This is a genomic window from Jeotgalicoccus psychrophilus DSM 19085 (assembly GCF_000425845.1).
GTDB classification, from domain to species: Bacteria; Bacillota; Bacilli; order Staphylococcales; family Salinicoccaceae; genus Jeotgalicoccus; species Jeotgalicoccus psychrophilus.
In genome coordinates, this window is sequence record NZ_AUEF01000019.1 from 1 (window position 1) to 26,425 (window position 26,425).

Sequence of the window (26,425 nt, forward strand, 5' to 3'; positions counted from 1 at the left end):
CCTTTAAGGGGTCAGAAAGGGGTCAAACGGGGGTCAAGACAAAAAGAAAAGGCTCAACCACTAGGGTTAAGCCTTGTTTAGCGGAGATGGAGAGAATCTCAAATCTCGTTTTTCCTTAATTTCTATATAAATATTATCCAGTTAAATCAAGGGGTTACATTATCCTGTTAATGTGTAACAAACATAATTTATAAATATTTTATCAGATATGGGGTCAGAAAATGCTATAATTGAGTCAAAGTTATCGTGAAAGGATTAACATGAAAATCATATACTTTTTAGAAAATTATCGATTTAATCCGTTGCTGAAAGAAAACGTCCAATGTACTCAATGTAATCATAAGTATAGCACGAAAATACGTCAAAGAGATTTACAGACGGATATCCGTTGCGAAAATTGCATGCGAGTGTTTACCCACTTCAAATATCTGTTTTAAAACCGCCCACTACTTATTATAGTAGAAAGGCGGATTTTTTGTGCGCTATTTTGCAGAATAGATAACACCATGTTAAGCACTGATTTAATTTTAGAATAATAAAAGGACGGCTTTCCACACCGTCCAGTTTGAAGCTACAATATAACATCACAATTAGTTCTCTCGTCTCATTAATACCGGAGAACTGCACGTCTATATTATACCATGTTTAGTCTTAATTTATGAATATAGGTAGTCTAGATCACTCATATAATCATACTCATCCACACTATAAATATGTTCAAATTGAACAAACATAAAACTATCCTCTTTACGCACAGTAACCACCCCGCTCCAGTCATCCATGCTCTCGATGATACATTCTACCTGGTACTCGTAACCATCGTGCCAGTACCGCAGTATGACGTTTTTAGAAATGAGTTCACGCAGCTTCAATTCTAGCTCCTGCTGCAGTTCATCAGTCAGATTAGGCTTAGGCACATATGCTTGCTCTACTTTCAATCTGTCCACATTCTCGTATTGCTCAGGCATCGTGGCAAATGGCGCCCACTTAATCATGCCTCTGCCTTGTGGAATATTGATATCAGCTAGTTTAGATACGTTCATGGAATCACCTCTTAGGGTTATTATAGCGAACGTATGTTCTGTATGTAAAGATAAAAATAATCCCCTGACAAGGCTTATTGTTCAAAATCTAAAAATGGTTTACGTTCCAAATATTCTTGGATGATACTAACATTTTCACCATCTAATGTTGTGACAGGTAGACTCGGATAATTTTTATCTCTATAAGCCTTACTTAAATCTAATTCTAAAGGCTCCAATTCTTTTACCAATTCTTCTTTATCTTGAAACAGTTTATCCTTTACTAACAAAGGTTTTATTCTGTCTTGATCCTTAGAATATTTTACTCTTACGAGAACTTTAACAGGTTTACTAAAATTTAAATCATTTATGTTCATTACTACTCTCCTTAAATTATATTGAAAATAACAGTTATGAACCCTATAACAACTGCCACTAACGTCGTGGTAGCGAGACCCACACCCCATTTTAATGTAGATTTTGTTTCTGAGATGTTTTTATCAATTGCCCCAAGTCGTTCATCGATTCTTTTCTCGTATTGTTTAAATGTTTCCTGCGACACATATGACATGCCGCCACCACCTCCATTATTATTCCCTTTTTTATTGTCGCCTTCATACTTCACTTCATTAATATTGAATACTTCAGGGAATATTATTTTCGCAGAATTACTCATTATTATCCCCCTTTAAGCGAACTTTAAAAAATACTTCTTGTGAACTCTCTCCATCTATAATTAACTTTGCATAATGTATACCTTCATTATAGAACATAAAATCTTGCACAATTATTTCATTAGTGAAAATATCGAAAGGTGTATTATAATAAAAATCTAAAATCGAGTGAGTACTTATTAACACTTGACCTTCAACTTCACCAATTTCCATTTCTACTTTATAACTATCAGTCTTTGTCAACTCTATTAGAGAGAAAGTCAACATAAAAGAAACTTTTTCATTTAGGGAAGTTAAACCAAAGCTGCTAATAGGTTTTTTTATAATTAATTCGTTACCACCTGTGTTTTCTTCAGATAATATAAGCCACGCAACTCTTGCCATTTAATTATACCCGCTTTCAGATTCATTTATCTAAACATTAGCAAACTATCTGAAAACTAAATAGACGGAACATGTATTCTGTTGTTAAAAAGTATTGCGATATTGCAATGCAATGTATGGACTATTAAAAATATATGTAGTCAGATATGATTAAAGAGAATAAAAGAATAGGGGGGGACAAATAAATGAATAGAATTCTTGTACAAAGCAAAACTAAAGATAAAGGCTATCAAACAATTTCTAATAATGAGCGTGGCAGTAATGCAGAATTGGCTTTCAAAACTTATAAAGGATATCTGATTAAGTATAAGGATGAAATTTTAGAGGACGTTCCAGAGAGTGGAGAATATATTATGATTTCTTTTATTGGTGGCGATAAATATACAGACCATGAAATGAAAATTAAGGATATACCTAGTACGATAATGATACCTATTAAGTACAGAGATAAATTCACTAGAGATTAAAAAAAGCACCCCTCTTTCGGCAATGACTCCGATTGAGGGGTATCTTTATAGTTGAATTATTTAATTTTATTATGGTTGTTCACGCCATATACGTGTCTGTAATTTTCGCGAGTGCTTAATAATGTGTTTTATAGCAACTGATTAACTCGTCTCTGGACTGCATTAGCATCGTACCCTGCTTTTCTAAGTGCATTAAATCGTGCGTTACCATTTCCCCACTTGCCAGCGATCACTTCGCGCGCAACAGTATCAATGGACTTTTTAGCTGGCTTAGAAGGACTTGCGCCTAACTTCTTATTAACAGCATTCTGAATTGTTGTAGGGTTATATCCCGCTTTTCTCAAAGCGTTAAATCGAGCATTTCCAGTACCCCACTTACCTGCAATGACTTCATTAACAATAGTTGCCGTTGACTTCTTGCTACTTGTAGGTTTATTAGCCGGTTTAGGCTTAGCTGCAGGCTTCTTAGCCGGTTTGCTAGTATTACTATTCAAAGCGTTTAAATGCTCCTGTACACGGTTTCTGAACGCTTGATAAGTACCTGTAGCGTGCATTTTGTGCGGGCAGTCTTTACCACTCCAGTCGTAGTGCCTTTTCAGTCTATCCATTCCCCAACCGTACTGTTTAAGCACATAAGCGATATATAGTGCCGCGTTTTCCTCTGCTGCTTTATACCTGGTTGATTTAGCGCCTGAATATCCATTATCCATTGAGTAACAGATTTCAATGCCGATTGATCGCATATTACCATTACCCATACCATCACCTGCGTGCCAGGCTGTGCGATTAAACGGAATAAGTTGAACAGCTTCTTTATCGTCAATAGCTACATGATAGCTCACTTGCGCATTGTTACTGTTATGGTACGCTGCTTCGTTACGCGCTGATGCCGTATTCCCTGTATTGTGGACAGTAATATATAACGGATTCATTGCGTATGGTGCTTTAATGCCGTACTTACTTGTGGGCAACATATTATTTACAATCTTATAAGCCATTATTTGACCTCCTCGTCGGGCTTGAAACCTTCGAATTTTGTTTCATCTGCTTTTTCTGGGTTATCCACGGGTTTTATATCTTCGCCGACACCACCGAATTTTTGATTTCGAGTAAATACATCATCACGTTCTTTTTCTGCTTGAGTTTTCTCTGCCATACCTATCACTCCTATTTTTGATATAAAAAAAGACACCTCGTGTGAGATGTCTACTTACGTGCTTTCTTGCGTTCCAATATTTCCTGCGCTTCTTCTGCTTCGGTCGTTAAGTTAGTGTTTCTATACGTTGAATACAGCGCTGATACGACTAACGCAACTGTGGACACAGCTTCATAAATCTGCTCGTCGCTGAACGGTAATGGATTGTACCCGAAGCTCACTAATGCTTGGTTAATCAGTAGTATGATTAGTACGATTAGGCGGGTAATACCCGCTGTTTTATTGTTCTTTGGATTCGCCAAATAGTTCACCTCCAATAAAAATAGAGGAGCTTTCGCCCCTCATGCGTTATTTACAAATACCCAACCAGAAGCACTGCCAGAAACTTGCGCCTAAAATGATAAATTCGCTAGCTGTTTGCATCGTTTGAACTCACCACCTTTCATATCCCTAGCCATGTTCGTATAAGAGCCACCAGTAGGGAAGTACCAAGTGTGCCGATGAGTCCGAGCATCCAATATTTCAGTTTTTTCATATCTTGCCTGTTCTCTTTTTTAGTTTCTTGGTCAAGTTCACGTTCCCTGTTTATACTGTCTAGCGTAAAATTCATTTTCTGATTAACTAACTCTTGCGAGTGTTGCCCTGTTTTAATATCATCCAAAGCATCAAAGATCTTACGTGTTTCTTCTTCTGATTTCTTTTCGTTTTCATCAATCTTTTTATGAAGTCGAGAAAAACGTTCTTCGTAATGTTCATCTTTTCTCTCTAATCGTGATAGTCTTTTTTCATGACTTTCTAATGATGCAGGCAAACGCTCACCCCTTTCTGCATAATAAAAACCCACGGTTATTCCGAGGGCTGTTCTTCTACCGGTTTTTCTTCAGTCACAACGTCGCCATTCTCGTCTAATCGAAAGGATTCCACATCGTGTTTCATTGCGTAGTATTCATACGCTTGACCTGTAAGGTTCGCCATCATATTGTGAACATCAACCAACTGCTTAACTTCTTCAAATGTGCTGTACTTACTCGCTCCTTCAAAGTCATTCACCGCTGAGAATAGTCCGTTGTAGCTGTTAAATCTTAGCACCGAATGTTCTTCGCTTGAATTGTTATAGCGTGCGATATAGTAGTTAGTTTCTTTACCTGTTAATGTCATAATTATTTCTCCTCCAGTTTCTGTTTTAATTCTGAAACCTCTTGTCTTAATTCGGAAACTTCACGTCTTAAATCGCCTTCTTTGAATAAATCTATTGCCCTTAAAGTTTCTATAAACGATGTTCTAGAAGCTAATTTTTGGATAAACTCATCTGATATTTTTATATCCGAAGCTTCTATAACACAAATGTCCAGAAACTTCTCTCTGCCATCTGAATCGGGGCGGACTATATTAAGTTTGTTTTCCATAATTATATCTCCTCCACTAATTCTGCATTTTCGTTATCGGCTTCTGCAACAGGACTTGATGGTAGATTATCTTCAAGCGCATCAAGTAAAAGATCGTGAGCGACTGCGTTATTTCCTTCGAGCGTGTGCGAATAGTTCTCCAATACTTCTTTTAAAGTTGGCATCATATGTGCGTATTCTGTTAAGACCACGACGGAAATTTCGTTCTGCAACTCCTGCATGTGCTTTAATATTGTTTCACATCCTTTGTAATCTTCTTTCTTCTTCAACTCTTCAAGCTCGCCATTCAACTTCATATATTCAATTGAAAACTCATTTAGCTTTTCCTGCAGACGATTTTGTAACTTGACTCTCGCCCGTGATGCTTTCGGACTATCACTCACTACCAACCCTTCTAAAAACTCAACGACCTTCTTCACATGTTTATTCTCTACTGATATCTTCATAACTAAACCCTCCAATTTTTATATAAAAAAGAGACCTACATGTGTAAGTCTCTAACCATTAATCCAGGCTCTCCCTGTTCTAATTTGCACAATGTTATTACTCGTGCCGCCAATGCGATAAAATTCGAGTTGTACCGCCAATCCCCCGTATGTTGGAGAACCTAAAGGAACGTTAATTTGAAATTCGTTTGAAGGATTATCTCGGAAAACGAGAATATCATCTTTAATCACATCTCTAATACTCGTACCAGACGGCTTATTGATGAACCGCACAACCACACCCATATACGTGGATGTTGAGGTTGAGTTAAAACGTAAGTTCGCACTGAAAGCAATAGATAAGTACCGTCCAGCATGTTGTGTATAACCCATTTCAAATGTTTGTGTTCCAGCCATTGATGTGTTGTAGTTCCTCCCATCAAATGTGACTGTGCCATCGGTAGACATCCACGGTTTGAAGAACACGGGTATACCGAAGCTAGGTACACCATTCTGTACATACGGTACACCGTCCGGGCGCCATATCGTCAATTCGTGCAAGTCAAGCGTAACGGTGCTTAGTGTTGTTATGAATGCACTCTTAGCCATCATCCGCTCAAACATCGCTGTGGACGAGAATACTCTATCGAGCAACGCTGTGCCGGATTTAATCCAATCAGCTTCTATTGTATTCACAGTGAGTAATCTCGAACGAATGTGCGAAGCGTTTAAGTCTACGACATTTAACGTTAATGCGTGCATTTCGTTGACGAAGTGCGTTTTAGTAATGAGTTCATCTATCCTCGCCGAAGTGGCAAACAACTTATCCACCAATGCCGTACCCACTTGAATATGGTCGGAAGTGATAACGTTTGCTGTTAGTTGGTTTGCGAATAACCTTGCGAAGTTACCTTCGATAGCATCGACGGCTAATGATGTGATTTGACCTTTCGCATTCAAGTTGCCAGTTAAGTTGAAATTACTAACTACAGCATCCAGTGCATCAGGGCTACCTCGGAGTACACTACTTACATCTTCCGCGCCTATTCTCATAGCGCCCAATTGCCAATAGTCAGGAGTCAGTTTGAAGTCTGTTTGTTTGAGTGTTTTATCATCAACTTCTTGTACTTTGAATGAAATTTGATTTGCTAATTGCTCAACTTGGCTGACTGCATTGAGCATTGGTGTAGCTTCGCTCCCTCGTTCTAACTTGGCATATATACGACGGTTCGGATTAGTTAAACGAGCAAGACGAACTTCTGTGCCGTTGTAACTAATCGCACTTAATAATATGTGAGTGCTTGGCGTTGTGAAAGTATTAGTTTCTCCACGTCTTACAGTGATCTGATTACCATATGATGGCTCTCCTGTTGAATCTGTAAAGTTAATCAACCAGTAATCAATGTTACTATTATCTGGACTATCATCACTGAATGTGTAGGTGACACCACTTGACACCCATATCGCATTCTCACGTCTTATTCTGATATTACCGGGCAATATATTTCCATTACCTGTACTCCAATACCTCCCCACTTCCCAAGCTTCTTCGGCAATAGGTAGAAGGTTCGCCTCTATTTCAGACACGTCGTTTAACCATAGCTTACGCTCGTACGCATCTACGGTCTCAAGCACACTCTGCCCATTTGTTGCTTGCCAATCTTCCACACGTTGTAAAATAAGTTCGTTGCCTTCGACTGTTTGTTCCACTGATTTTATATATTGATTCAACGTATCAGTTTCTGCATCATACAGGGACTTTGTGACGAACTCGCTATAACCATCTTCCAGATTAGTAATCCGCCGAGTGACTTCTTCAATCGACTGCGTCGCATCTTGAGGATGATAGACCCAATCGGTATTGTTGCTGCCCGTTAAATAAACTAATTTAATATCAATACGTTCTCTCGTAACATCACCGGAAGCGAAGTTTGTACCGATTTGAAACTGACCTGAAACTGTTTCACTCGGAATGACAGTTCCATAAGTCCGCCTCCATTTTCCATCGGTGTGTAAATCCGAGAGTGGTTTATCTATATCATCAATGAGATTGTAATAGCCGTCCATATCTCCGATGGCCAGCCTATCCAACTCTTTAGCGCCATATGAACGATAATCTACAGCAACAATATATTTTTTCCCTTTTTCTAACGTCACGCCTTCCGTGAAATGCACACGCGGTTCATTAAATCTTTCGGAATATAGAGTAACAAATTTTATATTTCCTTCTTCCTGAAGTTCCGCGCCTGAATACAGATGAAACATATCAGGTTCATCAAAGCGAGTCCCTCGGATCATATTGAAAGTGTTGGAATCGACCTTCCGAAGGCGCTCTTCAAAATTCTGTGATATATCTAAGAATCTTTGGTCTAATGTGATACTCCGAGATGTGCCGAGAAATTCATCAATATCCATTACGTTTTCTTTCAAGCCGTCAATCAACGTTTGGTGTCCGCTTGTGACCGTTTCTAAGTCTGTCCGTACTTCGTCCGCTTTTTCCTGCGCTTTCTGTTCTGCGTATTCTTTCGTCTGCGTGATTTCTGTATTTAGGTTATCCGTAAATTCTGTGCGAGTGCCTTCGATGAGATTTGTCATATTCTCACGGTCAGCTTCGATTTCTGCTTGTTGGTCGATTAAATTCTGCTCGAATTGATTCATTGCAGCAGTAAACTGGTTGTCTATCCAAGCGTTCCACTCATTTTTAATACGAGTGATTCTGTCGCTAGTGTCTCTTCCTAACCGCTTAATTTGAGCATTGATACGTTTCATCTGTCGATTCTCAAAGTGATGGAAGTCACCTAACGTGAGTTTGCTAAGCTCCGGATCAAGTAGATTATATTCAATCTTCTCAACACGAGCGCGCTTAATAATGCCCGCGGCTTTATACAGAACACCGACTGTATCGCCAAGTTTAAGATTACCAATCCGTGCCACTTCTGTTTTCCACGTGGCTTTAGGCAGACAGTTTTCAAGTAGCCAGTAGTACGTTGCATCAGCTAATTTCTTTTTATCTTCAATATCCTCAAATACAACTTCCGGTGCAATTCGGGGTTTCACGACACCGTTTTCAATAAAGCCGTATTCTGCAGTTGCGGAAGGCAATTCAATATAATTTTGCCCAACTGGTTTAGTAATACCGTCCTTACTCCAAGCGATGTCTCCGAACTCTAAACGTGGACCAAAGCCATCACCAGATTCTTCACCGCGTCCACGACCCACCGCAGCAGTATAGACTTCGGATTCATCTTGTTCTTGCGTAAGAGTCAGCACATTCGTACCATAAGCAAAACGCTGACCGGTCCATAGTCCGATTCGATTTTTCATGATGATGTTCTTACTAATGATTTTACGACCGTCAAACTGCAACTCATAGTCAAATTCAACACCATATGTGGAAATTAAATCGTTCCAAGCATCCGTGACACTCGCACGATAAAAGTTAATGTCGTGTCTGTCAGTCACATCGTAATCAATGATAGTCCAACCTATTGAGTTAAACGCAACATCAGCAGGAGCTTTTGCTTCGCTATCCCTAAAACGTCTGTCATGAATATTCCCCATCGCTTTTGCTTCATCGAAGAAGATATGCACACCGTCGAATAGTAGAAACTCGCCTTGCTTATTTGCAGTAATGTTGCGTGAGTATATTTTATACAGTTGGAATCTGTTCTTATCATCGTAGTGTCCGGCAAATTCTGCTTTACCGACGGATTTCTGATAGTTGTATTGCGTACCTTTCTTATCTTCATAAAAAATAGGCACTTCAACGGCGAGTTGGTAAATGCCGTTGCGTACCTTGGTTTGTGTTGCGCTATTTATATGCTTTCTTGGGATAATCTTTTGTAGTTTCTTCGTTCTGTCGAATAAATAAATCATAGGCTGACACCTCTGTAACGTATCGTGATGCTTTGCGGAGTGGGAGTGACGACGATTTGGTCGCCGTTTTTAATTGTGAATTCTTCAAAGTCAGAATCCAGTTTTAAACCATCCATCGCATCAACTTCATTTGCGCTTCGTGTTAGATATAATTCTTCTAAATCCATTTGATAACGATCGGAAATTAACTCATGTTCATAGTTTATATTCATTCCTGTGGATGTGTTGCGCATCGACCAGGTTTTTATCCCTGTTTCAAATTGCAATTCAATCACGGGATGTACAGGCTCTACAGAATCAATTACTAAGCGTTGTGCATTCACATAATCAATGCGTTTCTCAATTTTGTACTTCATCGGATCATGCCATAAGAAGTTTAATGTGACCTCTTGCTTCAAGCCCTCCTGTGGTACGTCCGCGCCCTCGAATTCAGCATAATACGCTAAGTCCGGCTCATCTTTGAAAGCAATAGCGTTCGCACTTCTTAACCGACGGTTTAAATCGCTCATAAACGCTTGAATTAGCCCCATTTCATCAGCTTCGATAAATAACACTACCTGAATATTTTTCGCCTTCATACGCTTACCTAGCACCATTTGACCACTGTATTTAGCAGGTGTCGTCGTTTGAATATCATATTCATTTGTTTGTCGTCCATAGACATTAATTGTTTCTACTCGCAAATCGTTATTTGAGTAATAACTGTCGATATTCCGACCATCTACAAGCAATGAAAAAGGCGAACTGATTATCAGCTCACCCGTCTTCTGCCCTGGACTTTCATATTCAACTTCAAACATTAATACGCACCTCCTAAATACGATTCTTCTAAGTTTGTAACTCTTGTGTTCTCGTGATTAATATCTTCAGCAAAAGCCCTGTATGAGCGGTTGCCGAGATTTAAGTTGATGTTGGCATTCTGATTAATTTCAATACCGCGATCTATATCATCTTGCACGCTATGTCTGATATTTCTATCAATCGAGCCAATCTGACTATCTATATCAGCAGTAGTCGTTAAGTCAGGTGCAAACGAATTTGTCATATCTCTAGCGACATCCGTCACTGCACCGACTGCTCTACTAGCCATGCGGTTAATACCGATTTCCAGTCCTTGCATAGTGTACTCACCGAATGAACGGAATACTCGTGATGGAGAGTTGATTCCGAGTAAGTTTTTAGCACCTGCAATGGCATCTCCCACGACAGATTTAGCAGCATCTACCGCAGCGCCTGCCATATTTTTGATACCGTTTATCAACCCTCGAATTAAATCAGCACCTGCACTCACCATATCACCGACAAATCCAGTTACAGAAGATACTATTTGGCTCCCCATAGATACCACAGCACTTACTGCATTTGCACCACCGGAAACGATAGCGGAAACGAATTGCGACATTCCTGAAGTGATGTTCGACACAATTTGTGACACGAAGCTCACTATGCTACTTATCGCAGAGGAAATGAATGATGCAAAAGTCGATAGTGCACTTGATGTGCCAGATGCTATGCTACTTACGAAACTACTCATACCAGAAGCGATATTGCTAATTAAACTCGATACAAAACTTACTATCGAACTAATTGCTGATGATACAAATGATGAAATCGCTGATAACGCACTTACTGTACCGGAAATAATTGAGCTAACAAAGCTCGCCATCGCACTAATAATCGTCGAAACAATACTTGCTCCGAAAGAAACAATTGAACTGATCCCTGATGCAATAAAACTAACTATCGCATTTAACGCACTTGCTGTACCACTAATTATTGATGATACAAAAGATGCCATTGTTGAAATGATACTGCTGATAATGCTTGCTCCAAATGCAACAATGTTCGCTATAGTTGAAACTATCCATGTAACGAAGTTATTCTTAGCTTCAATAAGTTTCATTGCTATTGTTAAAGCGAATTGAGTTAAAGAAGATGTTACTGTTGAAGCTAACTGTATGCCCCAAGTAACAATCGCAGCGATAACACTAGCTACCCATTGAATAATAGAATTGTACGTTTGGGCGAGACCTTCAGAAATTATTGTGACAATCGTATTCCACAACGCTTCAAAAATCCCTTGCCCCTGCTCTCTGAATTGATTGAACGTTTCAATAATCAGGGCAACACGTTCTTGTATAAATGTCGAGATAAACGTCCAGGCCGTGTTTACAATGTTTCGGAACCATTCAAGTTCCTGATAAGCCATAACAAATATCGCAACAAGCGCTGTAATCGCAGCAATAACAATGCTGACAGGACCACCTAAGAATGATAATGCAGCGCCCAACAAGGAAATAGCACCTTTAACCAGTGCAGATTGAGTGAACAATCTAATCAGCATACCGATGAATGGTAGCAAGACTTTGGTTACGACTAATATTGTTGGCACGAGCATCATAAATATACCTGCCAATGTCGTAATAACCCCAATAACTTGCGCTACTATTGGATTCGTTTTAAACAGCTCCGCCGTCCAGGCAATAATCGCATTAACAACCTCGAGGACAACTTGTGCGATTGGAGCCATAGCAACTGCAAAGTTCACTACCATCATCACGATGTTACCGATTAAGCTGACGACTGTTGGTCCATTCGTTTGAATGTAATCAATGAATTTCTGAAATCCGTCGGATTCTTTAATAGAGGCGGACCATTCTCTAAATCTCTCCATCATATCCTGTAAACCATCTAATACAAGGGAAGTATTTTCTCCGAATGATGAGAACAGGTTAATAATTCCGTGGAAAGCATCACCAAAAATAGAACTGATCTTCGGCATATTCTCATTCACATAATCCGTAAATGCTTTAAAACCGTCATTTTCTGCCATACGAGCTGACCAGTCTGCAAACTTAGTGCCCATATCCTCGAATGCACCGGCGACATTTTCAATCAATGGCATGCCGGCGTTGACCATATCGACTAAACCTTTACCAAACTGTCCCAATCCGTTAATGACACTATCGAATACCGTTGAGCCTTTCGTACTCATGTTGTCGTAGAAACGCAGCATTGTTGGCGATTCTTTCATGAACTCTTTAAATTTATTCGTCATACCCGTCATGGATTGAACCACATCGTTGATAAATGGTGTTAAGCCTTCCAGTGCAAACTGCGCCCCATAGATAGCTTGTCCCATCTGCATAAATATCCTGTCGATGTTTTGGTCTACAATACCACTCCATGCCGATTTAATGCTGTCTAAGGCTCGTGTGAAAGCACTGGATGACTCTGTTGCTTCAAAGGCTTCATCGTTGTAGCGAGACAGTACAGAAGCAACTAAGCCGCCATATGCAGCTGCGCCTAAACCTGCCACACCTAATGCACCCACAAATCCAAGTAAGTTACCGACCGTCACACCTAAAGCATTACCGAGTGCCATAATTGCTGAAGTTAAGCTTGCGATAATCGGAATTAGAGCACTAAATGATGCAAGTAATCCTCCACGTATGACATTACCCAGTACAATCCCGACTGCAGAAATCATCTTTGCAAGTCGCATGAGCTCGTTTTGGAAATTGTCGTTCATTCGATCAACATCATCGACGAATCTTCTTAGGTTATTCCGAGCTCTATCTACTCTGACAACTACGTTTTTTACTATGTCTCTTGCCGAAAAACGTCGAGCGAGTGCTTCCGCTTGTAGTAGTCCCCGGCGGAACTTACTAATATCAGCATCAACTTCAGTTTCGATTTCGTTAGGTAATGCCGTAGCCATCGCTTGCGCTTTCTTAACATTACGCTCAAAATTGCGGATATTCGCTTGAATTTCTGCGATAAATCGACTGATGTTATCCATCGCTCCACTCCTTTCTTACTTATCTATTTTGAATTTTTATTATCTAACCAGCGTTGCAATGCTCGTTGTCTGACAATGCGTTTTGCACGTTCATGTTTGCGCTTTTGTTCTTTATCAAATTCATAAGATGATTTTGTTTGATTAATTAGCGCACGTTCTTCATCAAGCTTTTTACTGATGGCCTTAACGTTTTTACCATTATTTAATTGAGCGAACATAATGGATTGTGTACGCATATCTTCCAGGCCGTCTAATCGGCGGTGCCTGGCACCCTTAATCATTTGCTCCCATTCGTGCGGAGTCAGTAATTCTAACTCTTGAACAGAAATATAGCCGATTAACTGGATTGTCTTTTCAATCACATAATCAAAATCTAAGCCTTGACTTCGTACGGCGGATTGCCTGTGATTTCCTCGTACAGTTCCTTGAACATTTCGATTGAATCCTTCTGTTTGTCTTTCTCCTCGCCTTTCAGCTTCGAATAAGAACGATGCATCATGAACCATAGTGTCTGTAGCTTTCCCTTGTAGTACCCGCCCTCATTGAGTAAGCGTAAAGCTCCAACAAAATAAGGATGTAAGTCTGATTCATCCGCAATATCTTCAATCGCTTCAGCAATATCTTCTAAAGATGGCGCTTCTTTTTTATAATGTGATGTCCCACAATGCCAGAACTTAACAAGCGCATCAGGGTCTTGCTGCATAAGCCCCATAAAGATAGATGTCACTCCGTCACCTTTTTGTTCTTTACCTGTTTCTTCATTCAATTCATTTTTAGCGTACTTTTCAGCCGTTTTACCAAATAAATAAGTGCCTTTTGCTTTATATACATTTTCATTAATTCTTAATTCCTTAATCGCTTCAGTCATAAAAATCTTCCTTCCAATTCAAAATAGATAAATAAAAAAGAGTGGCAAAAGCCACCCTGTTATTAAACTTCTTGTGTCGTTGCATCTTCCAAATCGCCTGTTGCAGCTCCGATTTCTTCGTATGCTACTTGTCCTGCGAGTGATGGATCTAAAATTTCATCTGGTAGTTTCGGCTCTTCACCATCAGCCGAGTTAAGTTTCACTTTAAGCGATACTTCAATTGTGTCGGATTCATCATCAACAGATAATGAGCGTGACTCAGGGATTACATAAGCGAAAGTTGAGTTATGTTTTGCAGTTTCTCCTGTACCAACTAAAGTGTTATCGATAATCCAAAAACGCATCTGTCTACCGTATTTACATGCGTCTTTAAAATCTCTATCTGCCGTAAATGTTGGATCATAGGGGAACGTCACCGAAATCGTTTCTTCAACTATGCCCCCACTCCAATCTTTACGATTACCTTTGATTGATTCTCTTAATTCGTTCTCAATTTCATGTGAAAATTCACTCGTGCCAGTCATGACATAATTTTCAGCTGTTGCTTGTGCTGTGGGAACGCTTGTCGGAATACCTAGTAAAGTCCATTTATCTACTGCCATTTACTTCATCTCCTTGTTAAATGTTTAACGACATACCGCAATTGCAATATGCCGTGTGATGTTTCTAAATCTATATCTGGAATCGTTTGTTTATTAATCAGTCTGATTCTTTCAACTTCGTAATATTGCATGACCGGATTAGCCGTCGCATAGTGTTCTAAATCGGTCAGTAAGACACGGGTCATGTCTGCCGTTGTATACCTACCGGAGCGATAATACAGATGCAGTGTGAGTGAGATTTCTTCCGTGTGTGAAGCACTGGAATACGCTCTCGATATACTGGATTCTCCGACAATAATATATGTGAACGGTGTAATCTTGTTCATGTTTTCGTCATAGCCGATACCGTCTTGCTGTCTGTCGTAAATGTTCCCATTCACTTTTTCCATCATTGGAGATTGCAGTAGGTTATTCATGACAGAACGCACTAAATCTTGTTCAGCTGATTTATATCGTTGCACCTGCATCACCCCCTAAAGTAGTTTTTAAAGTATTGTTCAGTAATATCCATTGTCGGTCTCCAAAACGGCTGAGCGACCATGCCATAAGTTGTGAAGAATTGACCGTCTTTGTAGTATGTCCATGGTATTTTCTTAGCTCGTGAACCTCCTGGGCCAGTCGCATGGATTCCTGTGCCATATTCAAGGTAAATCGCAATGGGAGACCCCACTAATACAGTACCGTTAAAGCCTCTGTATGTTGATTCGATGGAATCACGAGTATCACCCGTATCCACCGCTATACGCCGCCTAGATTCGTTATATGCGATTTCTGTAGTCGTTTCGATACCACGCTCTGCCCAATCCTTTACATCGTTTGACCACTCTTCTAAATCAACAACGATTCTATTTGTTCGAGCCACCACATCACGCCCTTTCGACCGGAGCGCTTAACACTTCATTCTGTCCGCCCTGGTCCTGCAAGTCACCTTTGAACTTATACTTCACATCACCATAAAAAAACACATCAGACCGAGTAATATCCGTACCAAACGGAATATAAAGCACTCGATCTAATGTGATATTTAAGTTGTGGTAATTAATCTGCTGTGAAGATGTCGGTGTATCCATGAAACCTTGAATCGTGTGTTCAGATTCTTTTATAGTCTCTTTCCACGGGTAAACTGTCTTATCAACGACTGTTTCAGAACGGACGACTCTTAAAGTGTGAGGATATTCATCATATCTATTATTTGAATACATGAAACTTCGCCCTCTTTCGCACCATAAACCTATCGAGTAGGCTCATTAAGTGTTTCGGGTAGGTTGTTTCATGTTCAGCGTATGTGTAGCTGACAGACCCCATAGAACGTGATTTTAAGTTACCTTTCACATCCGCCCGTTGATTATGTTCAATCGCGCCGGCTATAAACTTAGCGATGGCAAAAGGATAGTCAGTGAACCCCTCAAAATCATTATTTGTCTGATACTTCACATCTTCGAGTAAATCGAGGACATCTTTTTCAAACAAATCTGTTTTCGCTTCATCAATGACAATGCCGTTTGCTTCCAGTAGTTCACGTACTTCTGCTATGAGAGTTTGTGACATTTAATCACTCCTCTTCTTTTTTAGTTGCCTTCTTACGTGTAGGCTTCACTACTTTGTAACCTTGAGGCGCATAAACCACTCTATGCGCCTTTTCAGTTACTTCCAGAGTGTTGCCGTCTTTTTCAATCTTAATGAGTTTAGACATTTAATCACTCCTATATTCTTTTATTCACCTGTGCCAGCGGCTGGTGTCAGCGCTGCGAAGGCATCAGGCTTAACGTTCATGAATGCCACATGCATAGTCGCGCGTAATGCGAACATGTCACGCTCAAACAGTGATACAGGCTGTCCTGAAGCATCATCAGCAGTTAAAGTAGTGAGTGTTGCATCTTCAGAGATAGCGTACTCAATTCCTTGTAAAATACCGTATCGTGCATAGTCCCAATCTCCGAACAACGCTTGCGCTTGCGTTTTGTCGAATGAAGCGCCTTGTGTGTAAGCAATTGGTAATCCGAGCAGTTCGTTCTGACCGTCAAATACCGGCTGACCGTTGTTATCTAAAGCGCCACGCATTTTTCCACGGAATGAACGTGTAGATAGAATGCCGTTCGGATCATGTTCATTTTCTTCAATCAGTGAGAGCGCACCGTTTGCATCTGCGTATAGGTTACCTGTGTCAACCACGATATTTCCTTCTGCAGTGGCACCTTCAAAGATTGATGTACCTGACGCGCCGTATGGTGTATCTTTGCCGAATAGTGCAGCAGCATCAAACTTCTTGTAGAATGTTTCAGCGATTAATGGGCGAACTTCATTAAAGAAGTCTTTTGCTGTATAGCGTAAAAACTCTTTAGAAAGTGGAATGATGACCCCGACTTTTTTCGCTTCCATTTCAGCTTGTACATACTGTGGTTTAGAAGTCTGAATACGTTCAGTCTCTGATACCCAGTAAGCGCCTAAGCCTTCTGCTAGGTACGTGAATGTCTTTTTAGGTGCTGTCATTGGTTCAGCTTTCGCAAGTTGCATCACTGCTGAACCTTGCATCACATCTTTAACAACTAAGTTACCTTGTTCTGCAGGAATAAATCCTGTCTTTGCATCTTGTAGTAATACGTTATCTGGTGTGTAATTTGGTACTGCCATAGTTAATCGTCTCCTTAAATTTTATTGCGGATATTGGCTTCCGCCGCCATTTCCATAATCGACTGTGCTTGCGGTACTGATGCACCTGCACCATCAATGACATCTCTGCCACCGGCTTTAAAGCGTTCATCGACTTGTGCTTGAATCGTCGCATCTAAATGCTGTTTCAGCGTGTCTAAGTTCGCACTCGTTGTTTCTTCATCCTCACCCACAAAGAAATTAACAATCTCTGTTGGTAATGCTTTATCTTGCGCCAATTTCAGCGCTTTAGTTTCTAAATCCTTACGTTTCGATTCTTTATCACGGTTTTCAAGCTGCTCTTCTAACAGACGAATACGCTTCTGTTCTTCAGTCTCTTGTGGATTTCTTTTTGCAACCTCATCTTCAACGAGATTTTGGAGGTTGTTGTCTTTCCACGTTTGCAGTGATTTATTGTGATAACGATCGAGTGTTGGTTGAATGAATCGCTTACCTTCGTCTGTTTCTAAATAACTTCTTACGTCCTCTTCAGAGACCGTTTTGAATTCATTTAGTACAGCCTGTACCTCTGAATTGTCCTTATTACTTTCTAAATACTGTTTCAATTCCTGTAAATCCATATTGATTTACTCCTTTCAACCGTCATGTACCGAAGTCCACAACGTTTGCATGTTATTTGCGCAAATAAACGCATGAAAAATAGACCTTTTAATGTCATATCTAGGACGAATTCATATTATTTACTCATCTGTTTAAATCAGCTAATGTATAGCCATCAAGATACCCAAACACTCATTTGGACCACCTCACGTTAGATTTTTAATGCCGTAACGATAAAGCATCACATCCTTTCGTGTGGTCATTCTTCAACTCGCATTTCTTTTAATCCTTTTTCAGTCAGTCTTAATCGACCGTCGGGGAAACGCTCAACTTCTGGCTTTCTATTCTTCTTCAACTCTTTAGCAATACCCGCGGTGTTTTTCGCAATTTCTTTTAAATAACGTTCTGATCTATCCACCACTATCACGCCCCCTTGAAGTATTGATAAGCCCAATAAACTAAAAAGAGTGTCGGCAGAAACTTAACTAATGTATACATCCATATTCCGAATACATCACCCATGAATACTGCAAATGTATTCCATAATGCAAAAGCTATAAACGCTATCATGAATGTAACTATTGCAGCAGATATATTTTTGTAAGTATTCATCCGTCCTCACTCCCAACCTTTATAATCATCACACATAAAATCAACACAAATAAGCACAGGAGAGTCATGACCGGTCTGCCTGTGCTTAACATATGGACTGCTATTAAGACGTACGCTAGAGCAATAGAACCGAAGAATACGGATACTTCATTTAGCTTCAATATCCCCAGCTCCCATCTTTCTTTTTATGAAATCCGCGCTCGACCATCTTCCGAAATCTTTTCGCATCAGTCATTAAGTTATGCTCTGTGCGTTCTTCTGTGGATGGCGATGGATTCTTGTACCACATCATTTGCTTAGATAATTGATTGTAATAATCTGGTGCAATATCATCTTCATGAAACTGCAGCCAATCTTGGTAATGGTCAAATGAAGTTTTTTCATATACTTCACGATGATCTGCACTCATTGTCTCGTCGTCTAACTGGTCCAGTTCAATACCATTCACACGATAACCTACAGAACACCGGCATCCCATGTTCTCCTGCATAGCATTGATACCTACCATCAAACGAGGACCTTTGCCGTATGATGCAGTCGCTTTCGAATAAAATAAGCCCTCATGGTCGGATGCTTGACCGTCTAAGACAATATGTGTTGTACGTACTCTTAAATCACGCTGAGACACCCATATGCGCTTTAAACGACTGCCTTCATCGACAAAACGTTTACCGCGTTCTTTATCATCGAATTTAAAACCTTTTGGTGCTTTATCTGGTTTATCTTTCAACTGCTCGATTGCATTATCATAGCGTTGACCTATTTCAACTTCTGCCAATGATTCAGCGCGTCCTATTTCATACGTTGATACACGCTGAACTTTACTTGTGTACTTCTCTGCAATACGCTTCAAACGCTTCTTAGTCGCTGCAGGATTGATATTGTCATTTACGCTTGAATTCAGCGTACCTTTCAGCTCCCGCAGCATATCGTTTCTATGATGCGATAATGTGTTCAGCAAGTCGTATTCTTCGGTGTCCTGTTTTAATAATTTACGTAACTCCAGTAACTTCGGGAATGCCAGCACTGGTGCCAATCCAGTTAATCCGGACAATAAAAAAGCACTACCCACTGTCGAATGGATAAATGCCAGTACTTGTGCATATGCGATTGTTTTATACAATGCTGAATAGTCAGCTGTAATGTCTTGTTCAAGCTGCTTAATCGCCTTGTTTAAACGATTGTATTTGTTTAAAGCTTCCAAGCTATCCTCATCTGCATAGTTGCTCACTAATGAGTCATATGTGCTGATAATCGCATTAATACGTGTCTGAAACCGCTGGTGTATGCTGTTCTCAGTCATTCCAATAAGCGTATCAATTTGCCGTCCTAAATCATTCCAGTTCATCGCCCTCAACTCCCTTTATTGGAAGTTCGCTGTTGAATCTGTCATCTTCTTTTCGCATTTGTTCCAGTTCTTGCTCCGGATCTTCGACCAATGTCGATTGAGCCAATCGTGTTTGATTTGATACTTGGCCATTTAATGCACTCAATACCTGTGCTTCTTCCAGTTTGTTCACTGGAATATTACGTGTCCATAAGTAACTCACGTTTAAATAGTCCAAATCATCGCCTGTGCGCTTATTCTTACGTTTCCAGATGCTATATAACACTTTGAACTGGTAACGTAGTGCAGCTGTCATCTTGCGCTCAAATGTGATGCATTTATTCTCCAAAGCCATTAACTTTAAGTGCATACCAATTACAGGTACATTGCCGTTAAACTCATCGCTATTGAAGTTGACTGATTTAGCAAACCGCATGATATTTTTCTCTAAACGATCCAAATGATTTTCAATCATCGTGTCATTAACATCCTTCGTCAGGTACTTCACATCCTGTCGTTCATCGTACAGCTCAAATGCTCCCGACTTCTGCAGGTCCTGAATCTCTTCTTCATCCATACCTAAACCGCGTAACACTAAGTAGGCTAACCGTGTCTGACTAATCTCTGATGAAGCATCGGATAATGTTCTATCGTAGCCATCAATCAATGCAATCACACGTTCCACATCGCCTATCATCTCTTCATTGTTGGGCACACCGAATAATGGATTGTAATCAGCCAGGCTGTCAAAACGTTGTTCAAACCGCATGGATTCTTCCCCGCCACGGAACCGATGATAAAAGCCTTGCTCATCGTAAAAATCAGCTTGATAAACAACTTCGCCTGTCTTTTCGTTCTTTATCGGGAAATAATGCAGTGAGTATTCAGGTTCGGATATGTCTTCACCTAAGAAGACCACGTTGTATGGTTTAACATTCTTAATGCGTTCGTTACCTTCGACATCAATGTAAATGATCCGTGCAGCGTAACCACATATCGCTGCCATCTTCCCTAACTCTGAATCTTTGTCAGGAACATTGTTTAACAAATTGAACTGTTTAATTAATTTCGTTTCTTCGTCGTCTTCATCTTTGTAAACAATTGGCACACCGTGTAAGTAGCCTGTTCGAGTATCCACAATTTCCACATCAAATGCGTTATTCAGTTTGTTATTGATAAATTGGTCAATTCTTCTAACATTGCCACCCGTTTCAAAGTCCTCATATTGGTTTTTAGGTTCATGCTGAAATACCGGTATCGCTTCCTGTTTCGCTTTATAACGTTCATACAGCTCAATCATCCTGTCACGGTCTGGTTTATGCTTTTGAATCAATTGCTCGATATGTTTAGGCTGGATGCCTTGCTCTTTGATTTCTCTAATGAGTTCTGTGTCGTTCACCTTACGCACCTCGTTTCGTTTTATCGCGCTTACGTATACGTTCCATGCTGTAACGTAGCGCATCTAAAAAGTGATTATATTCATCAATCGGTTTATTAATCGGTTCGTCATGTTTGTTTTTGTCCCATACATAGTTGGAGAGCTCATTAATCGCATTACTGCATTTCGGATGCACAAATATAGTGTATTGCTGAATGTACTGGATGCCGTGCTTGATGCTATCCGGTCCTTTATCAGCCTTGATGACCTTGCGTAAGCCATGCCTTCTTAAATCAGCTATGGATTTAGGCTCTGCACTATCTGCAACAATGACCTCTTTTGAGTAACCTTTATCGGTTATTCTGCTTGCGATTTCATCATTAAGAAGTGCTTTCTCGTATAACTCATCAAAGATGTATAGTTCTCGATTCACCGGATCAACTAATGCAGCACTCATTGCAGTTGGGTCGTTCGTGTAACCAAAGTCAAGACCGAATGCAGATTCAACTTTAGCGCGCTTACTGATTTCTGATATATCGAATAGGCGTTCATGCCAGTTTTCGTAAATTCCACCTTCAGCAATTCCCCATTCACCCAAGCCCTCGATTTTGTAACGTCTTGGTGACTTAACTTTCATTTCTTCGAATAGCTCAATATCTGCTTCATCTAAGAATTCATTGCACAAGTAATTTGTCGTTTTTGTAAATACATTCGGCGCATCTGATTTAAAGAATCGTTTATTGAGCCAATGCTTTTCACTCCACGGGTTAAATGTGAGTGTAATCTGCTTGAACAGTCCGCCCGTATAACCACGAATAGACATATCTATTTTGTTGAAGTCATCTTCTTTTCTGACTTGAAAAGCCTCTTCAAACCAAGCCCAGCATAAGTAACCATGCTCAACTGTCGCGGATGTCACACTCATTGGATCATCGAGACCACGGAACAATATCTTTTGTCCGGTAGATTTACGTATAACCTCCATCGGAGAGACCTTCCAGTCAAACTCCTCATATGCACCTAACTGACGTGCGGCCCATTTCAGCTGTGCATACGTGCTGTCCTTATGGTCTTTAAATACCTGTCGGATTACTAATAAGTTTGCATCTGGATGCTCTATCAGTCTTGATATAAAATTAAGAGCGGTTGTAGTAGATTTCTTACTACCACGACCGCCCTTTAGCACTCTATATCTTTGTGTATTATTCCAAAAATCTTTATAGCCTTTGCCGACTACATCTTTTAAATGGATAACTTTACTCATCTAAATCATTCACAATAGTGATGCGTTCAGTTGTGTCAGTAATCTGTTTATCAGTCCACATTGCATAACGTTTACCGAGTAGTTCAGCAGCTTTAGTACGTTGAGAAGTATCAGCTCGTCTTTCATGCCGTTCTACTTCACTTGCAAAGTCTCCCGTCGGCACAAGTATCAACTCTTCGTCCTGTTGTTGCCCTCGCATTACTGCAGTAAGGTACTCCATCACTTCCTTAGCATCAGCAACAGCTTTGCTCTCCAATTCCTTCAAACGTGCATCAATTGCAGATTTCACTCCTACATTGTCCAATAGCTTGTGAGCTTGCTTATTAGCATAATTTTCACTGTAACCTGCATTAATCGCAGCTCTAACTACGTTCGCATGTATGATGTACTCATCCGCAAATCTCTGCTGCTTCAGTGTCAACTTTTTTTCTTTGCTCATCTCATTTACCACCAACATTTCACGTTATTCACTTAATTTATTTGCTTACTCAAAACCAACGGCAACTTAATATTATATGGTGAAGTGAGAAGTTACTCGTTGGTTTTCAATATACAAAAAAGACACCTTAGTTGGTGTCTATTAACGATTATATTTACCAATATGATTAGATGTAATTTTGTATGCATCATCTATTTCTTCTAAATCCTTTTGCATAGCATCAGTTCTATTTATTCTCGATACATGTAACACTCTTTTTTCATGTTCACTGTTACTTAAAATCAACATTCTCCAAATAGCACCTTTGTCATCTACGAAATATTCCTCTACATCCTTATTCATTTTAATATTTCCCAATACAATTAACCTCCAGTATTTGATACATCCAATATACCAAAAAACCGCCCATTACGGACGGTTTCACGTTCAATATATATTAGGAGGAGGACTCATGCCGGAGTCAGTCACTTGGTCGTTGAGCTTCGCCGTCCCGACCTACCTCATATTGTACAGTCACTTTTCCATTTGCACCTAACTAATTAAGTAAATTAAGTTTCTTAAATTTCTTAATAGCTAAACTCCTTGCATATTTCTTTCATAAGCTGATTCACTCTCGGCTCTGATAGTCCCACCTGATCAGCAATTTCTTTATAGATGTACCCGCTCAATCTGAGATTTAATATTGTCGCTAATCTTTCATCAGTGATGCGGTTCCATCGGTTTTGGATATACCGAGTTTTGTTCTCTAAACGAGTCAGTTCCTGGTCCATTTTCATCAGACGTTTCATTTCGTTAAATACGGGATCTGTATTTCCACCCTGCGGTTTTGGTAGCGTTGCTTCAATACCATATTGCCCGATATTGCCGCCGCCTACCTCATCTTGATATTCTTTTCGCAGCGCTGTAATACGCTTGATATAGTACGGGTAGCTGTTTATTAACTCCATTACTTTATCCGCTGAATAAACTTCGTTAGTCGCATAATTCATAATTCATCTACACCCCGTTATCATAATTGTGTAATCTTCACGGCTACATGGTCAGTGTGTCCGTATTCTTTATTAATGCTTAGTGTGATTATTTGTGAATCATCTTTATAAACTGTGTTGTTGCATGCATCAAGTATCGCTTTGGCCAAATTATCTAAGTCAGGCTTCTTTGTATATCTCAATTCACCGCTCTTCACGGCTTCTAATTTCTTTTTGGTGTAAGACTTAGGCGGAGTGAAAACAAACGTCAGGCGCATGGCTAATGGTCGGTCAGTCATGGTCAGTTGTTCCTTGTTCATCTCGCTTAGTGCCGCATATTTTACGATACGTTTATAGTTGATGCTTTGCCTTGAATTGACTGCTTTTGATTTACCGGTAGCTGTTCGATACACTCTTGGACGGGGTTGCGGTACTGGACGTCCCTCTACTTTGAATTCGATCAAATATAATTACCTCCCGAGTATCTCTTTCACTTTATCTACGATAGTCTGTTCTTCCGAACCATCTGTAGTTGCCGTCATGATTAATATCCGCTCGCAAGTCTCTGAAAGTTGACTGCATTCTTCGTGTTGTACTGATTGATAATATCCTGCCCCGTAAATCCGTAGTAATCGAGTATCGATAATACATAGACAAGTATACTTTCAGCCGACATAGCGCCATTCGATAAGTGATATATCACTCTTTTTACAGCTGCGCGGTCTTGAAGTTGCTGTTTGTCTTGAAGCTCACTTTCTACATTACCTGCGATAAATTCAGTCTTTGCTGTTGATTTGTTCAGTCGCAACATACAGAAGTGAATGACATCAATCGCTTCATCCAGTACATCATCCATATTCATATCTTTGCGCTTCCAATACTTCCATGACTTGAAGCAAGCGTTTATAAATTCATGTAGTTCTACGTTTAAGGCGATGCTGTGCTCCATTGCCATTGTTGACATCCAATCTGATTCGCTGATACCTAATTCTTCACGCATCGCTGCATCCAGTTTGTTTTGTTGTGTCAGTAAGTAGATTAGATCCGATTTGTTTAGTAGTGTATTCATTTCTTCTTCCTCCTCATCAATATAACTGTCGTAACGTAATACGCTAGTGCTGCGAGTAGTATTTTAAGTGTGAGTGTCATTGGTTATCACCTTCGTAGATATTTCCACATACAATGCCATCTAACATCTCAATGACGTACACCAAAGAAGTGTTGTATTTATCACGCTTACCGATTCTTTCCACATACCATCCTGAGTGTTCTAATTCATGGTAAAAATCTGGACTGTCCGTAAACTGTCCGAATCTCACAATAAATTCTGGTTTTTCATCTGGGAAGGCTCCTCGTTTTAGTATGTCGCCTTCGTAAATCTCTTTGCCATTTTTATCCTTAAGTCCTGTGTATTGCATGAGTTCGGAAGCTTTCGGATTGAACTCCCACTTTTCAAGAATAATGTCCTTTCGTTCATTCTTAGTAGGAACAATCATCTCTTTAACCTTATTGTCATAGAATCTAAATTTAATCTTTCTCATCACTTCATCCTCCACAATCTATAAATTAGTATTGCCAACACCACACACCCTGCACCGAGAATATACGGTGCTGTTTCCAGTAACAGTGTAAGCCATGTGTAGACGGTCATTCCGACGGGCCATTTTCTGCACGCTCTACACGACTAGCACGAACCTCTACAAAACCATGCTCCAAAGTGTCTATAACTGCTACTGGATAAGCAATTTGCCCTGCTGTTTGGTCTCTCAACATCGGCGTAAAGGGTTCAGCGAACTGAAATACTCCAATTAGTTCTCCGTAAACATATACACCATTGATTTTTGTCTTTACTTGTTTACTCATTGTTATCCCCGCTCTCATACAACGTGTAGTAGCCGTCGGCATCAATTTTAATCCCGTCTTTGACAGTCGTTGTCCCGGAAATTAAATCTTTTAGCCATTCGTTATGCTCCGTGTAGCATTTCTCACACATATGTTCTTTCACAATAGGTTTCACCGTGCATTTTGTGCAGTAGTCTACCTCGTCATTTTTTAGCATCGTAATCACCGCTTTCGTTTATAAATCTATTCAATCGATTCTTTAAGGTATCCATATCAATTCCGTCATAAGGACTAGTAGATACATATTCATTCAATTTCTCCCAAGCCTCAGCCTTCCGATACTTCTCTTTCAACTCTGTCACCATTTCAACAACTTCTCCACTCCCATTTGTAATAGAGTTCAGCTTGTATAAGTCTGATTCGATCTGGTTGAGGTAGTTAGTCATTGGATTCTCTCCTTTACATCTTTCGGCATTTTCTCGACCAATCCACGTTCTGATTTGAATTTCTGATACTCCTCGTGATTCACATGTAAGATTCCGATATTCTCCGCCAAAGACTGCACCCTGTTTAACGTGTAGCCGCCTGCTGTAGGTATGACGGTGTACAGGTACTGATCTTTCTTGTTATATAATCTGCGACGATACTTGAAGCCTGTTTTAGTAACCGACTGCTCGACTGTGAAAATATCTAGTTGCTGCAT

40 protein-coding genes are annotated in these 26,425 nt (G+C 40.0%); 1 reads left to right on the plus strand and 39 read right to left on the minus strand.

Annotated features, from left to right (window positions below):
* Positions 1 to 656: 656 nt before the first annotated feature.
* The 4 genes from H625_RS12765 to H625_RS0107270 all read right to left on the minus strand — a co-directional run bounded on the left by H625_RS12765 (position 657) and on the right by H625_RS0107270 (position 2,080).
* Positions 657 to 995, minus strand: a complete 339-nt coding sequence (locus tag H625_RS12765; protein WP_169516120.1) for a YolD-like family protein — start codon at positions 993 to 995, stop codon at positions 657 to 659.
* Positions 996 to 1,117: 122 nt separating this feature from the next.
* A complete protein-coding gene (locus H625_RS0107260; RefSeq protein ID WP_026859338.1) occupies positions 1,118 to 1,399 on the minus strand; it encodes a hypothetical protein in 282 nt (93 codons plus the stop codon).
* An 11-nt stretch (positions 1,400 to 1,410) separates the two neighbouring features.
* Positions 1,411 to 1,698 carry a hypothetical protein gene (locus H625_RS12770; protein ID WP_035785438.1) on the minus strand — a complete coding sequence of 96 codons (288 nt, stop codon included), beginning with the start codon at positions 1,696 to 1,698 and terminating at the stop codon, positions 1,411 to 1,413.
* Positions 1,691 to 2,080 (minus strand): hypothetical protein, encoded by a 390-nt coding sequence (locus tag H625_RS0107270; RefSeq protein WP_026859339.1) that lies wholly within the window; start codon positions 2,078 to 2,080, stop codon positions 1,691 to 1,693. The genes H625_RS12770 and H625_RS0107270 overlap by 8 nt, the downstream gene beginning before the upstream one ends.
* A 185-nt stretch (positions 2,081 to 2,265) precedes the next feature.
* On the opposite strand from H625_RS0107270, the gene H625_RS0107275 reads away from it, so the two are divergent.
* Positions 2,266 to 2,547 (plus strand): hypothetical protein, encoded by a 282-nt coding sequence (locus tag H625_RS0107275; protein ID WP_026859340.1) that lies wholly within the window; start codon positions 2,266 to 2,268, stop codon positions 2,545 to 2,547.
* 128 nt (positions 2,548 to 2,675) lie between these two features.
* Here H625_RS0107275 and H625_RS13460 read toward each other — a convergent pair whose 3' ends face one another.
* The 35 genes from H625_RS13460 to H625_RS0107460 all read right to left on the minus strand — a co-directional run bounded on the left by H625_RS13460 (position 2,676) and on the right by H625_RS0107460 (position 26,425).
* On the minus strand, positions 2,676 to 3,545 hold the full coding sequence (locus H625_RS13460) for an N-acetylmuramoyl-L-alanine amidase (RefSeq protein ID WP_084135784.1): 870 nt from the start codon (positions 3,543 to 3,545) through the stop codon (positions 2,676 to 2,678).
* Positions 3,545 to 3,703: a hypothetical protein gene (locus H625_RS13590; RefSeq protein ID WP_156897202.1), complete on the minus strand. Its 159-nt coding sequence runs from the start codon at positions 3,701 to 3,703 to the stop codon at positions 3,545 to 3,547. The genes H625_RS13460 and H625_RS13590 overlap by 1 nt, the downstream gene beginning before the upstream one ends.
* 50 nt (positions 3,704 to 3,753) lie before the next feature.
* Entirely contained in the window at positions 3,754 to 4,005 is a 252-nt protein-coding gene (locus tag H625_RS0107290) for a phage holin (RefSeq protein ID WP_026859341.1), read from the minus strand.
* Between the two features lie 140 nt (positions 4,006 to 4,145).
* Positions 4,146 to 4,514 (minus strand): DUF2951 family protein, encoded by a 369-nt coding sequence (locus tag H625_RS0107295; protein WP_245573118.1) that lies wholly within the window; start codon positions 4,512 to 4,514, stop codon positions 4,146 to 4,148.
* A 35-nt stretch (positions 4,515 to 4,549) separates the two neighbouring features.
* Positions 4,550 to 4,861, minus strand: coding sequence for a hypothetical protein (locus tag H625_RS0107300; protein ID WP_026859343.1), 312 nt, complete (start codon positions 4,859 to 4,861; stop codon positions 4,550 to 4,552).
* A gap of 2 nt (positions 4,862 to 4,863) precedes the next feature.
* The gene (locus H625_RS0107305) at positions 4,864 to 5,109 is read right to left on the minus strand and encodes a hypothetical protein (protein WP_026859344.1); all 246 of its coding nucleotides are present in this window, start codon (positions 5,107 to 5,109) and stop codon (positions 4,864 to 4,866) included.
* A gap of 2 nt (positions 5,110 to 5,111) precedes the next feature.
* On the minus strand, positions 5,112 to 5,555 hold the full coding sequence (locus H625_RS0107310; protein WP_026859345.1) for a hypothetical protein: 444 nt from the start codon (positions 5,553 to 5,555) through the stop codon (positions 5,112 to 5,114).
* 51 nt (positions 5,556 to 5,606) lie between these two features.
* On the minus strand, positions 5,607 to 9,410 hold the full coding sequence (locus H625_RS0107315) for a phage tail spike protein (RefSeq protein WP_026859346.1): 3,804 nt from the start codon (positions 9,408 to 9,410) through the stop codon (positions 5,607 to 5,609).
* Positions 9,407 to 10,210 (minus strand): distal tail protein Dit, encoded by an 804-nt coding sequence (locus tag H625_RS0107320; RefSeq protein ID WP_026859347.1) that lies wholly within the window; start codon positions 10,208 to 10,210, stop codon positions 9,407 to 9,409. The genes H625_RS0107315 and H625_RS0107320 overlap by 4 nt, the downstream gene beginning before the upstream one ends.
* Complete coding sequence (locus tag H625_RS0107325; RefSeq protein ID WP_026859348.1) at positions 10,210 to 13,212, minus strand: phage tail protein; 3,003 nt, start codon at positions 13,210 to 13,212, stop codon at positions 10,210 to 10,212. Before H625_RS0107325 ends, H625_RS0107320 begins: the two co-directional genes overlap by 1 nt.
* 23 nt (positions 13,213 to 13,235) lie before the next feature.
* On the minus strand, positions 13,236 to 13,574 hold the full coding sequence (locus H625_RS0107330; protein WP_026859349.1) for a hypothetical protein: 339 nt from the start codon (positions 13,572 to 13,574) through the stop codon (positions 13,236 to 13,238).
* A gap of 11 nt (positions 13,575 to 13,585) precedes the next feature.
* On the minus strand, positions 13,586 to 14,080 hold the full coding sequence (locus H625_RS0107335; protein WP_026859350.1) for a tail assembly chaperone: 495 nt from the start codon (positions 14,078 to 14,080) through the stop codon (positions 13,586 to 13,588).
* 62 nt (positions 14,081 to 14,142) lie between these two features.
* On the minus strand, positions 14,143 to 14,682 hold the full coding sequence (locus tag H625_RS13235; RefSeq protein ID WP_051239016.1) for a hypothetical protein: 540 nt from the start codon (positions 14,680 to 14,682) through the stop codon (positions 14,143 to 14,145).
* 5 nt (positions 14,683 to 14,687) lie between these two features.
* Complete coding sequence (locus H625_RS0107345; protein ID WP_169516121.1) at positions 14,688 to 15,143, minus strand: gp17 family tail completion protein; 456 nt, start codon at positions 15,141 to 15,143, stop codon at positions 14,688 to 14,690.
* Positions 15,144 to 15,148: 5 nt separating this feature from the next.
* Positions 15,149 to 15,544: an HK97 gp10 family phage protein gene (locus H625_RS0107350; RefSeq protein ID WP_051239017.1), complete on the minus strand. Its 396-nt coding sequence runs from the start codon at positions 15,542 to 15,544 to the stop codon at positions 15,149 to 15,151.
* A gap of 4 nt (positions 15,545 to 15,548) precedes the next feature.
* The gene (locus tag H625_RS0107355; protein ID WP_026859353.1) at positions 15,549 to 15,884 is read right to left on the minus strand and encodes a hypothetical protein; all 336 of its coding nucleotides are present in this window, start codon (positions 15,882 to 15,884) and stop codon (positions 15,549 to 15,551) included.
* A complete protein-coding gene (locus H625_RS0107360) occupies positions 15,871 to 16,230 on the minus strand; it encodes a head-tail connector protein (RefSeq protein WP_026859354.1) in 360 nt (119 codons plus the stop codon). The genes H625_RS0107355 and H625_RS0107360 overlap by 14 nt, the downstream gene beginning before the upstream one ends.
* Before the next feature lie 4 nt (positions 16,231 to 16,234).
* Complete coding sequence (locus H625_RS13595) at positions 16,235 to 16,375, minus strand: hypothetical protein (RefSeq protein ID WP_156897203.1); 141 nt, start codon at positions 16,373 to 16,375, stop codon at positions 16,235 to 16,237.
* 20 nt (positions 16,376 to 16,395) lie between these two features.
* A complete protein-coding gene (locus H625_RS0107370; protein ID WP_026859355.1) occupies positions 16,396 to 17,313 on the minus strand; it encodes a phage major capsid protein in 918 nt (305 codons plus the stop codon).
* Between the two features lie 14 nt (positions 17,314 to 17,327).
* Positions 17,328 to 17,897 (minus strand): DUF4355 domain-containing protein, encoded by a 570-nt coding sequence (locus tag H625_RS0107375; RefSeq protein ID WP_245573119.1) that lies wholly within the window; start codon positions 17,895 to 17,897, stop codon positions 17,328 to 17,330.
* Between the two features lie 254 nt (positions 17,898 to 18,151).
* Positions 18,152 to 18,313, minus strand: coding sequence for a hypothetical protein (locus H625_RS13600; protein WP_156897204.1), 162 nt, complete (start codon positions 18,311 to 18,313; stop codon positions 18,152 to 18,154).
* Between the two features lie 2 nt (positions 18,314 to 18,315).
* Positions 18,316 to 18,504, minus strand: coding sequence for a hypothetical protein (locus H625_RS0107385; protein WP_026859357.1), 189 nt, complete (start codon positions 18,502 to 18,504; stop codon positions 18,316 to 18,318).
* 157 nt (positions 18,505 to 18,661) lie between these two features.
* Positions 18,662 to 19,852, minus strand: coding sequence for a hypothetical protein (locus H625_RS0107395; protein ID WP_026859358.1), 1,191 nt, complete (start codon positions 19,850 to 19,852; stop codon positions 18,662 to 18,664).
* Positions 19,839 to 21,230, minus strand: coding sequence for a phage portal protein (locus H625_RS0107400; RefSeq protein WP_035785444.1), 1,392 nt, complete (start codon positions 21,228 to 21,230; stop codon positions 19,839 to 19,841). The genes H625_RS0107395 and H625_RS0107400 overlap by 14 nt, the downstream gene beginning before the upstream one ends.
* Before the next feature lies 1 nt (position 21,231).
* Complete coding sequence (locus H625_RS0107405; RefSeq protein ID WP_026859360.1) at positions 21,232 to 22,473, minus strand: PBSX family phage terminase large subunit; 1,242 nt, start codon at positions 22,471 to 22,473, stop codon at positions 21,232 to 21,234.
* Positions 22,466 to 22,912: a terminase small subunit gene (locus tag H625_RS0107410; protein WP_026859361.1), complete on the minus strand. Its 447-nt coding sequence runs from the start codon at positions 22,910 to 22,912 to the stop codon at positions 22,466 to 22,468. The genes H625_RS0107405 and H625_RS0107410 overlap by 8 nt, the downstream gene beginning before the upstream one ends.
* Positions 22,913 to 23,053: 141 nt before the next feature.
* Positions 23,054 to 23,269: a hypothetical protein gene (locus H625_RS0107415; protein ID WP_026859362.1), complete on the minus strand. Its 216-nt coding sequence runs from the start codon at positions 23,267 to 23,269 to the stop codon at positions 23,054 to 23,056.
* 209 nt (positions 23,270 to 23,478) lie between these two features.
* Positions 23,479 to 23,901 (minus strand): hypothetical protein, encoded by a 423-nt coding sequence (locus H625_RS0107420; RefSeq protein ID WP_026859363.1) that lies wholly within the window; start codon positions 23,899 to 23,901, stop codon positions 23,479 to 23,481.
* A 20-nt stretch (positions 23,902 to 23,921) separates the two neighbouring features.
* Complete coding sequence (locus H625_RS12785) at positions 23,922 to 24,344, minus strand: RusA family crossover junction endodeoxyribonuclease (RefSeq protein WP_035785447.1); 423 nt, start codon at positions 24,342 to 24,344, stop codon at positions 23,922 to 23,924.
* Between the two features lie 80 nt (positions 24,345 to 24,424).
* On the minus strand, positions 24,425 to 24,949 hold the full coding sequence (locus H625_RS0107430; RefSeq protein WP_026859364.1) for a dUTP diphosphatase: 525 nt from the start codon (positions 24,947 to 24,949) through the stop codon (positions 24,425 to 24,427).
* Positions 24,950 to 25,025: 76 nt separating this feature from the next.
* Entirely contained in the window at positions 25,026 to 25,421 is a 396-nt protein-coding gene (locus H625_RS13240) for a YopX family protein (RefSeq protein ID WP_051239018.1), read from the minus strand.
* A 106-nt stretch (positions 25,422 to 25,527) separates the two neighbouring features.
* Entirely contained in the window at positions 25,528 to 25,743 is a 216-nt protein-coding gene (locus H625_RS0107445) for a hypothetical protein (protein ID WP_026859365.1), read from the minus strand.
* The gene (locus H625_RS0107450; RefSeq protein ID WP_169516122.1) at positions 25,736 to 25,897 is read right to left on the minus strand and encodes a hypothetical protein; all 162 of its coding nucleotides are present in this window, start codon (positions 25,895 to 25,897) and stop codon (positions 25,736 to 25,738) included. The genes H625_RS0107445 and H625_RS0107450 overlap by 8 nt, the downstream gene beginning before the upstream one ends.
* Positions 25,898 to 25,925: 28 nt before the next feature.
* Positions 25,926 to 26,168 (minus strand): hypothetical protein, encoded by a 243-nt coding sequence (locus H625_RS0107455; RefSeq protein ID WP_026859367.1) that lies wholly within the window; start codon positions 26,166 to 26,168, stop codon positions 25,926 to 25,928.
* On the minus strand, positions 26,165 to 26,425 hold the full coding sequence (locus H625_RS0107460; protein WP_026859368.1) for a hypothetical protein: 261 nt from the start codon (positions 26,423 to 26,425) through the stop codon (positions 26,165 to 26,167). The genes H625_RS0107455 and H625_RS0107460 overlap by 4 nt, the downstream gene beginning before the upstream one ends.

Coding starts and splice junctions, on each gene's coding strand:
- H625_RS0107310 (WP_026859345.1), bottom strand. CDS start 5,555: ATGAAGATATCAGTAGAGAATAAACATGTGAAGAAGGTCGTTGAGTTT.
- H625_RS12765 (WP_169516120.1), bottom strand. CDS start 995: ATGATTAAGTGGGCGCCATTTGCCACGATGCCTGAGCAATACGAGAAT.
- H625_RS0107420 (WP_026859363.1), bottom strand. CDS start 23,901: ATGAATTATGCGACTAACGAAGTTTATTCAGCGGATAAAGTAATGGAG.
- H625_RS0107305 (WP_026859344.1), bottom strand. CDS start 5,109: ATGGAAAACAAACTTAATATAGTCCGCCCCGATTCAGATGGCAGAGAG.
- H625_RS0107430 (WP_026859364.1), bottom strand. CDS start 24,949: ATGAATACACTACTAAACAAATCGGATCTAATCTACTTACTGACACAA.
- H625_RS0107300 (WP_026859343.1), bottom strand. CDS start 4,861: ATGACATTAACAGGTAAAGAAACTAACTACTATATCGCACGCTATAAC.
- H625_RS0107385 (WP_026859357.1), bottom strand. CDS start 18,504: ATGAATACTTACAAAAATATATCTGCTGCAATAGTTACATTCATGATA.
- H625_RS13595 (WP_156897203.1), bottom strand. CDS start 16,375: ATGTCTAAACTCATTAAGATTGAAAAAGACGGCAACACTCTGGAAGTA.
- H625_RS0107315 (WP_026859346.1), bottom strand. CDS start 9,410: ATGATTTATTTATTCGACAGAACGAAGAAACTACAAAAGATTATCCCA.
- H625_RS0107275 (WP_026859340.1), top strand. CDS start 2,266: ATGAATAGAATTCTTGTACAAAGCAAAACTAAAGATAAAGGCTATCAA.
- H625_RS0107445 (WP_026859365.1), bottom strand. CDS start 25,743: ATGAGTAAACAAGTAAAGACAAAAATCAATGGTGTATATGTTTACGGA.
- H625_RS0107360 (WP_026859354.1), bottom strand. CDS start 16,230: ATGTCACAAACTCTCATAGCAGAAGTACGTGAACTACTGGAAGCAAAC.
- H625_RS0107335 (WP_026859350.1), bottom strand. CDS start 14,080: ATGACTGAAGCGATTAAGGAATTAAGAATTAATGAAAATGTATATAAA.
- H625_RS13460 (WP_084135784.1), bottom strand. CDS start 3,545: ATGGCTTATAAGATTGTAAATAATATGTTGCCCACAAGTAAGTACGGC.
- H625_RS0107460 (WP_026859368.1), bottom strand. CDS start 26,425: ATGCAGCAACTAGATATTTTCACAGTCGAGCAGTCGGTTACTAAAACA.
- H625_RS0107405 (WP_026859360.1), bottom strand. CDS start 22,473: ATGAGTAAAGTTATCCATTTAAAAGATGTAGTCGGCAAAGGCTATAAA.
- H625_RS0107370 (WP_026859355.1), bottom strand. CDS start 17,313: ATGGCAGTACCAAATTACACACCAGATAACGTATTACTACAAGATGCA.
- H625_RS13235 (WP_051239016.1), bottom strand. CDS start 14,682: ATGGCAGTAGATAAATGGACTTTACTAGGTATTCCGACAAGCGTTCCC.
- H625_RS0107320 (WP_026859347.1), bottom strand. CDS start 10,210: ATGTTTGAAGTTGAATATGAAAGTCCAGGGCAGAAGACGGGTGAGCTG.
- H625_RS0107455 (WP_026859367.1), bottom strand. CDS start 26,168: ATGACTAACTACCTCAACCAGATCGAATCAGACTTATACAAGCTGAAC.
- H625_RS0107410 (WP_026859361.1), bottom strand. CDS start 22,912: ATGAGCAAAGAAAAAAAGTTGACACTGAAGCAGCAGAGATTTGCGGAT.
- H625_RS13590 (WP_156897202.1), bottom strand. CDS start 3,703: ATGGCAGAGAAAACTCAAGCAGAAAAAGAACGTGATGATGTATTTACT.
- H625_RS12770 (WP_035785438.1), bottom strand. CDS start 1,698: ATGAGTAATTCTGCGAAAATAATATTCCCTGAAGTATTCAATATTAAT.
- H625_RS0107325 (WP_026859348.1), bottom strand. CDS start 13,212: ATGGATAACATCAGTCGATTTATCGCAGAAATTCAAGCGAATATCCGC.
- H625_RS0107355 (WP_026859353.1), bottom strand. CDS start 15,884: ATGTATTCAAATAATAGATATGATGAATATCCTCACACTTTAAGAGTC.
- H625_RS0107260 (WP_026859338.1), bottom strand. CDS start 1,399: ATGAACATAAATGATTTAAATTTTAGTAAACCTGTTAAAGTTCTCGTA.
- H625_RS0107395 (WP_026859358.1), bottom strand. CDS start 19,852: ATGAACTGGAATGATTTAGGACGGCAAATTGATACGCTTATTGGAATG.
- H625_RS13240 (WP_051239018.1), bottom strand. CDS start 25,421: ATGAGAAAGATTAAATTTAGATTCTATGACAATAAGGTTAAAGAGATG.
- H625_RS0107270 (WP_026859339.1), bottom strand. CDS start 2,080: ATGGCAAGAGTTGCGTGGCTTATATTATCTGAAGAAAACACAGGTGGT.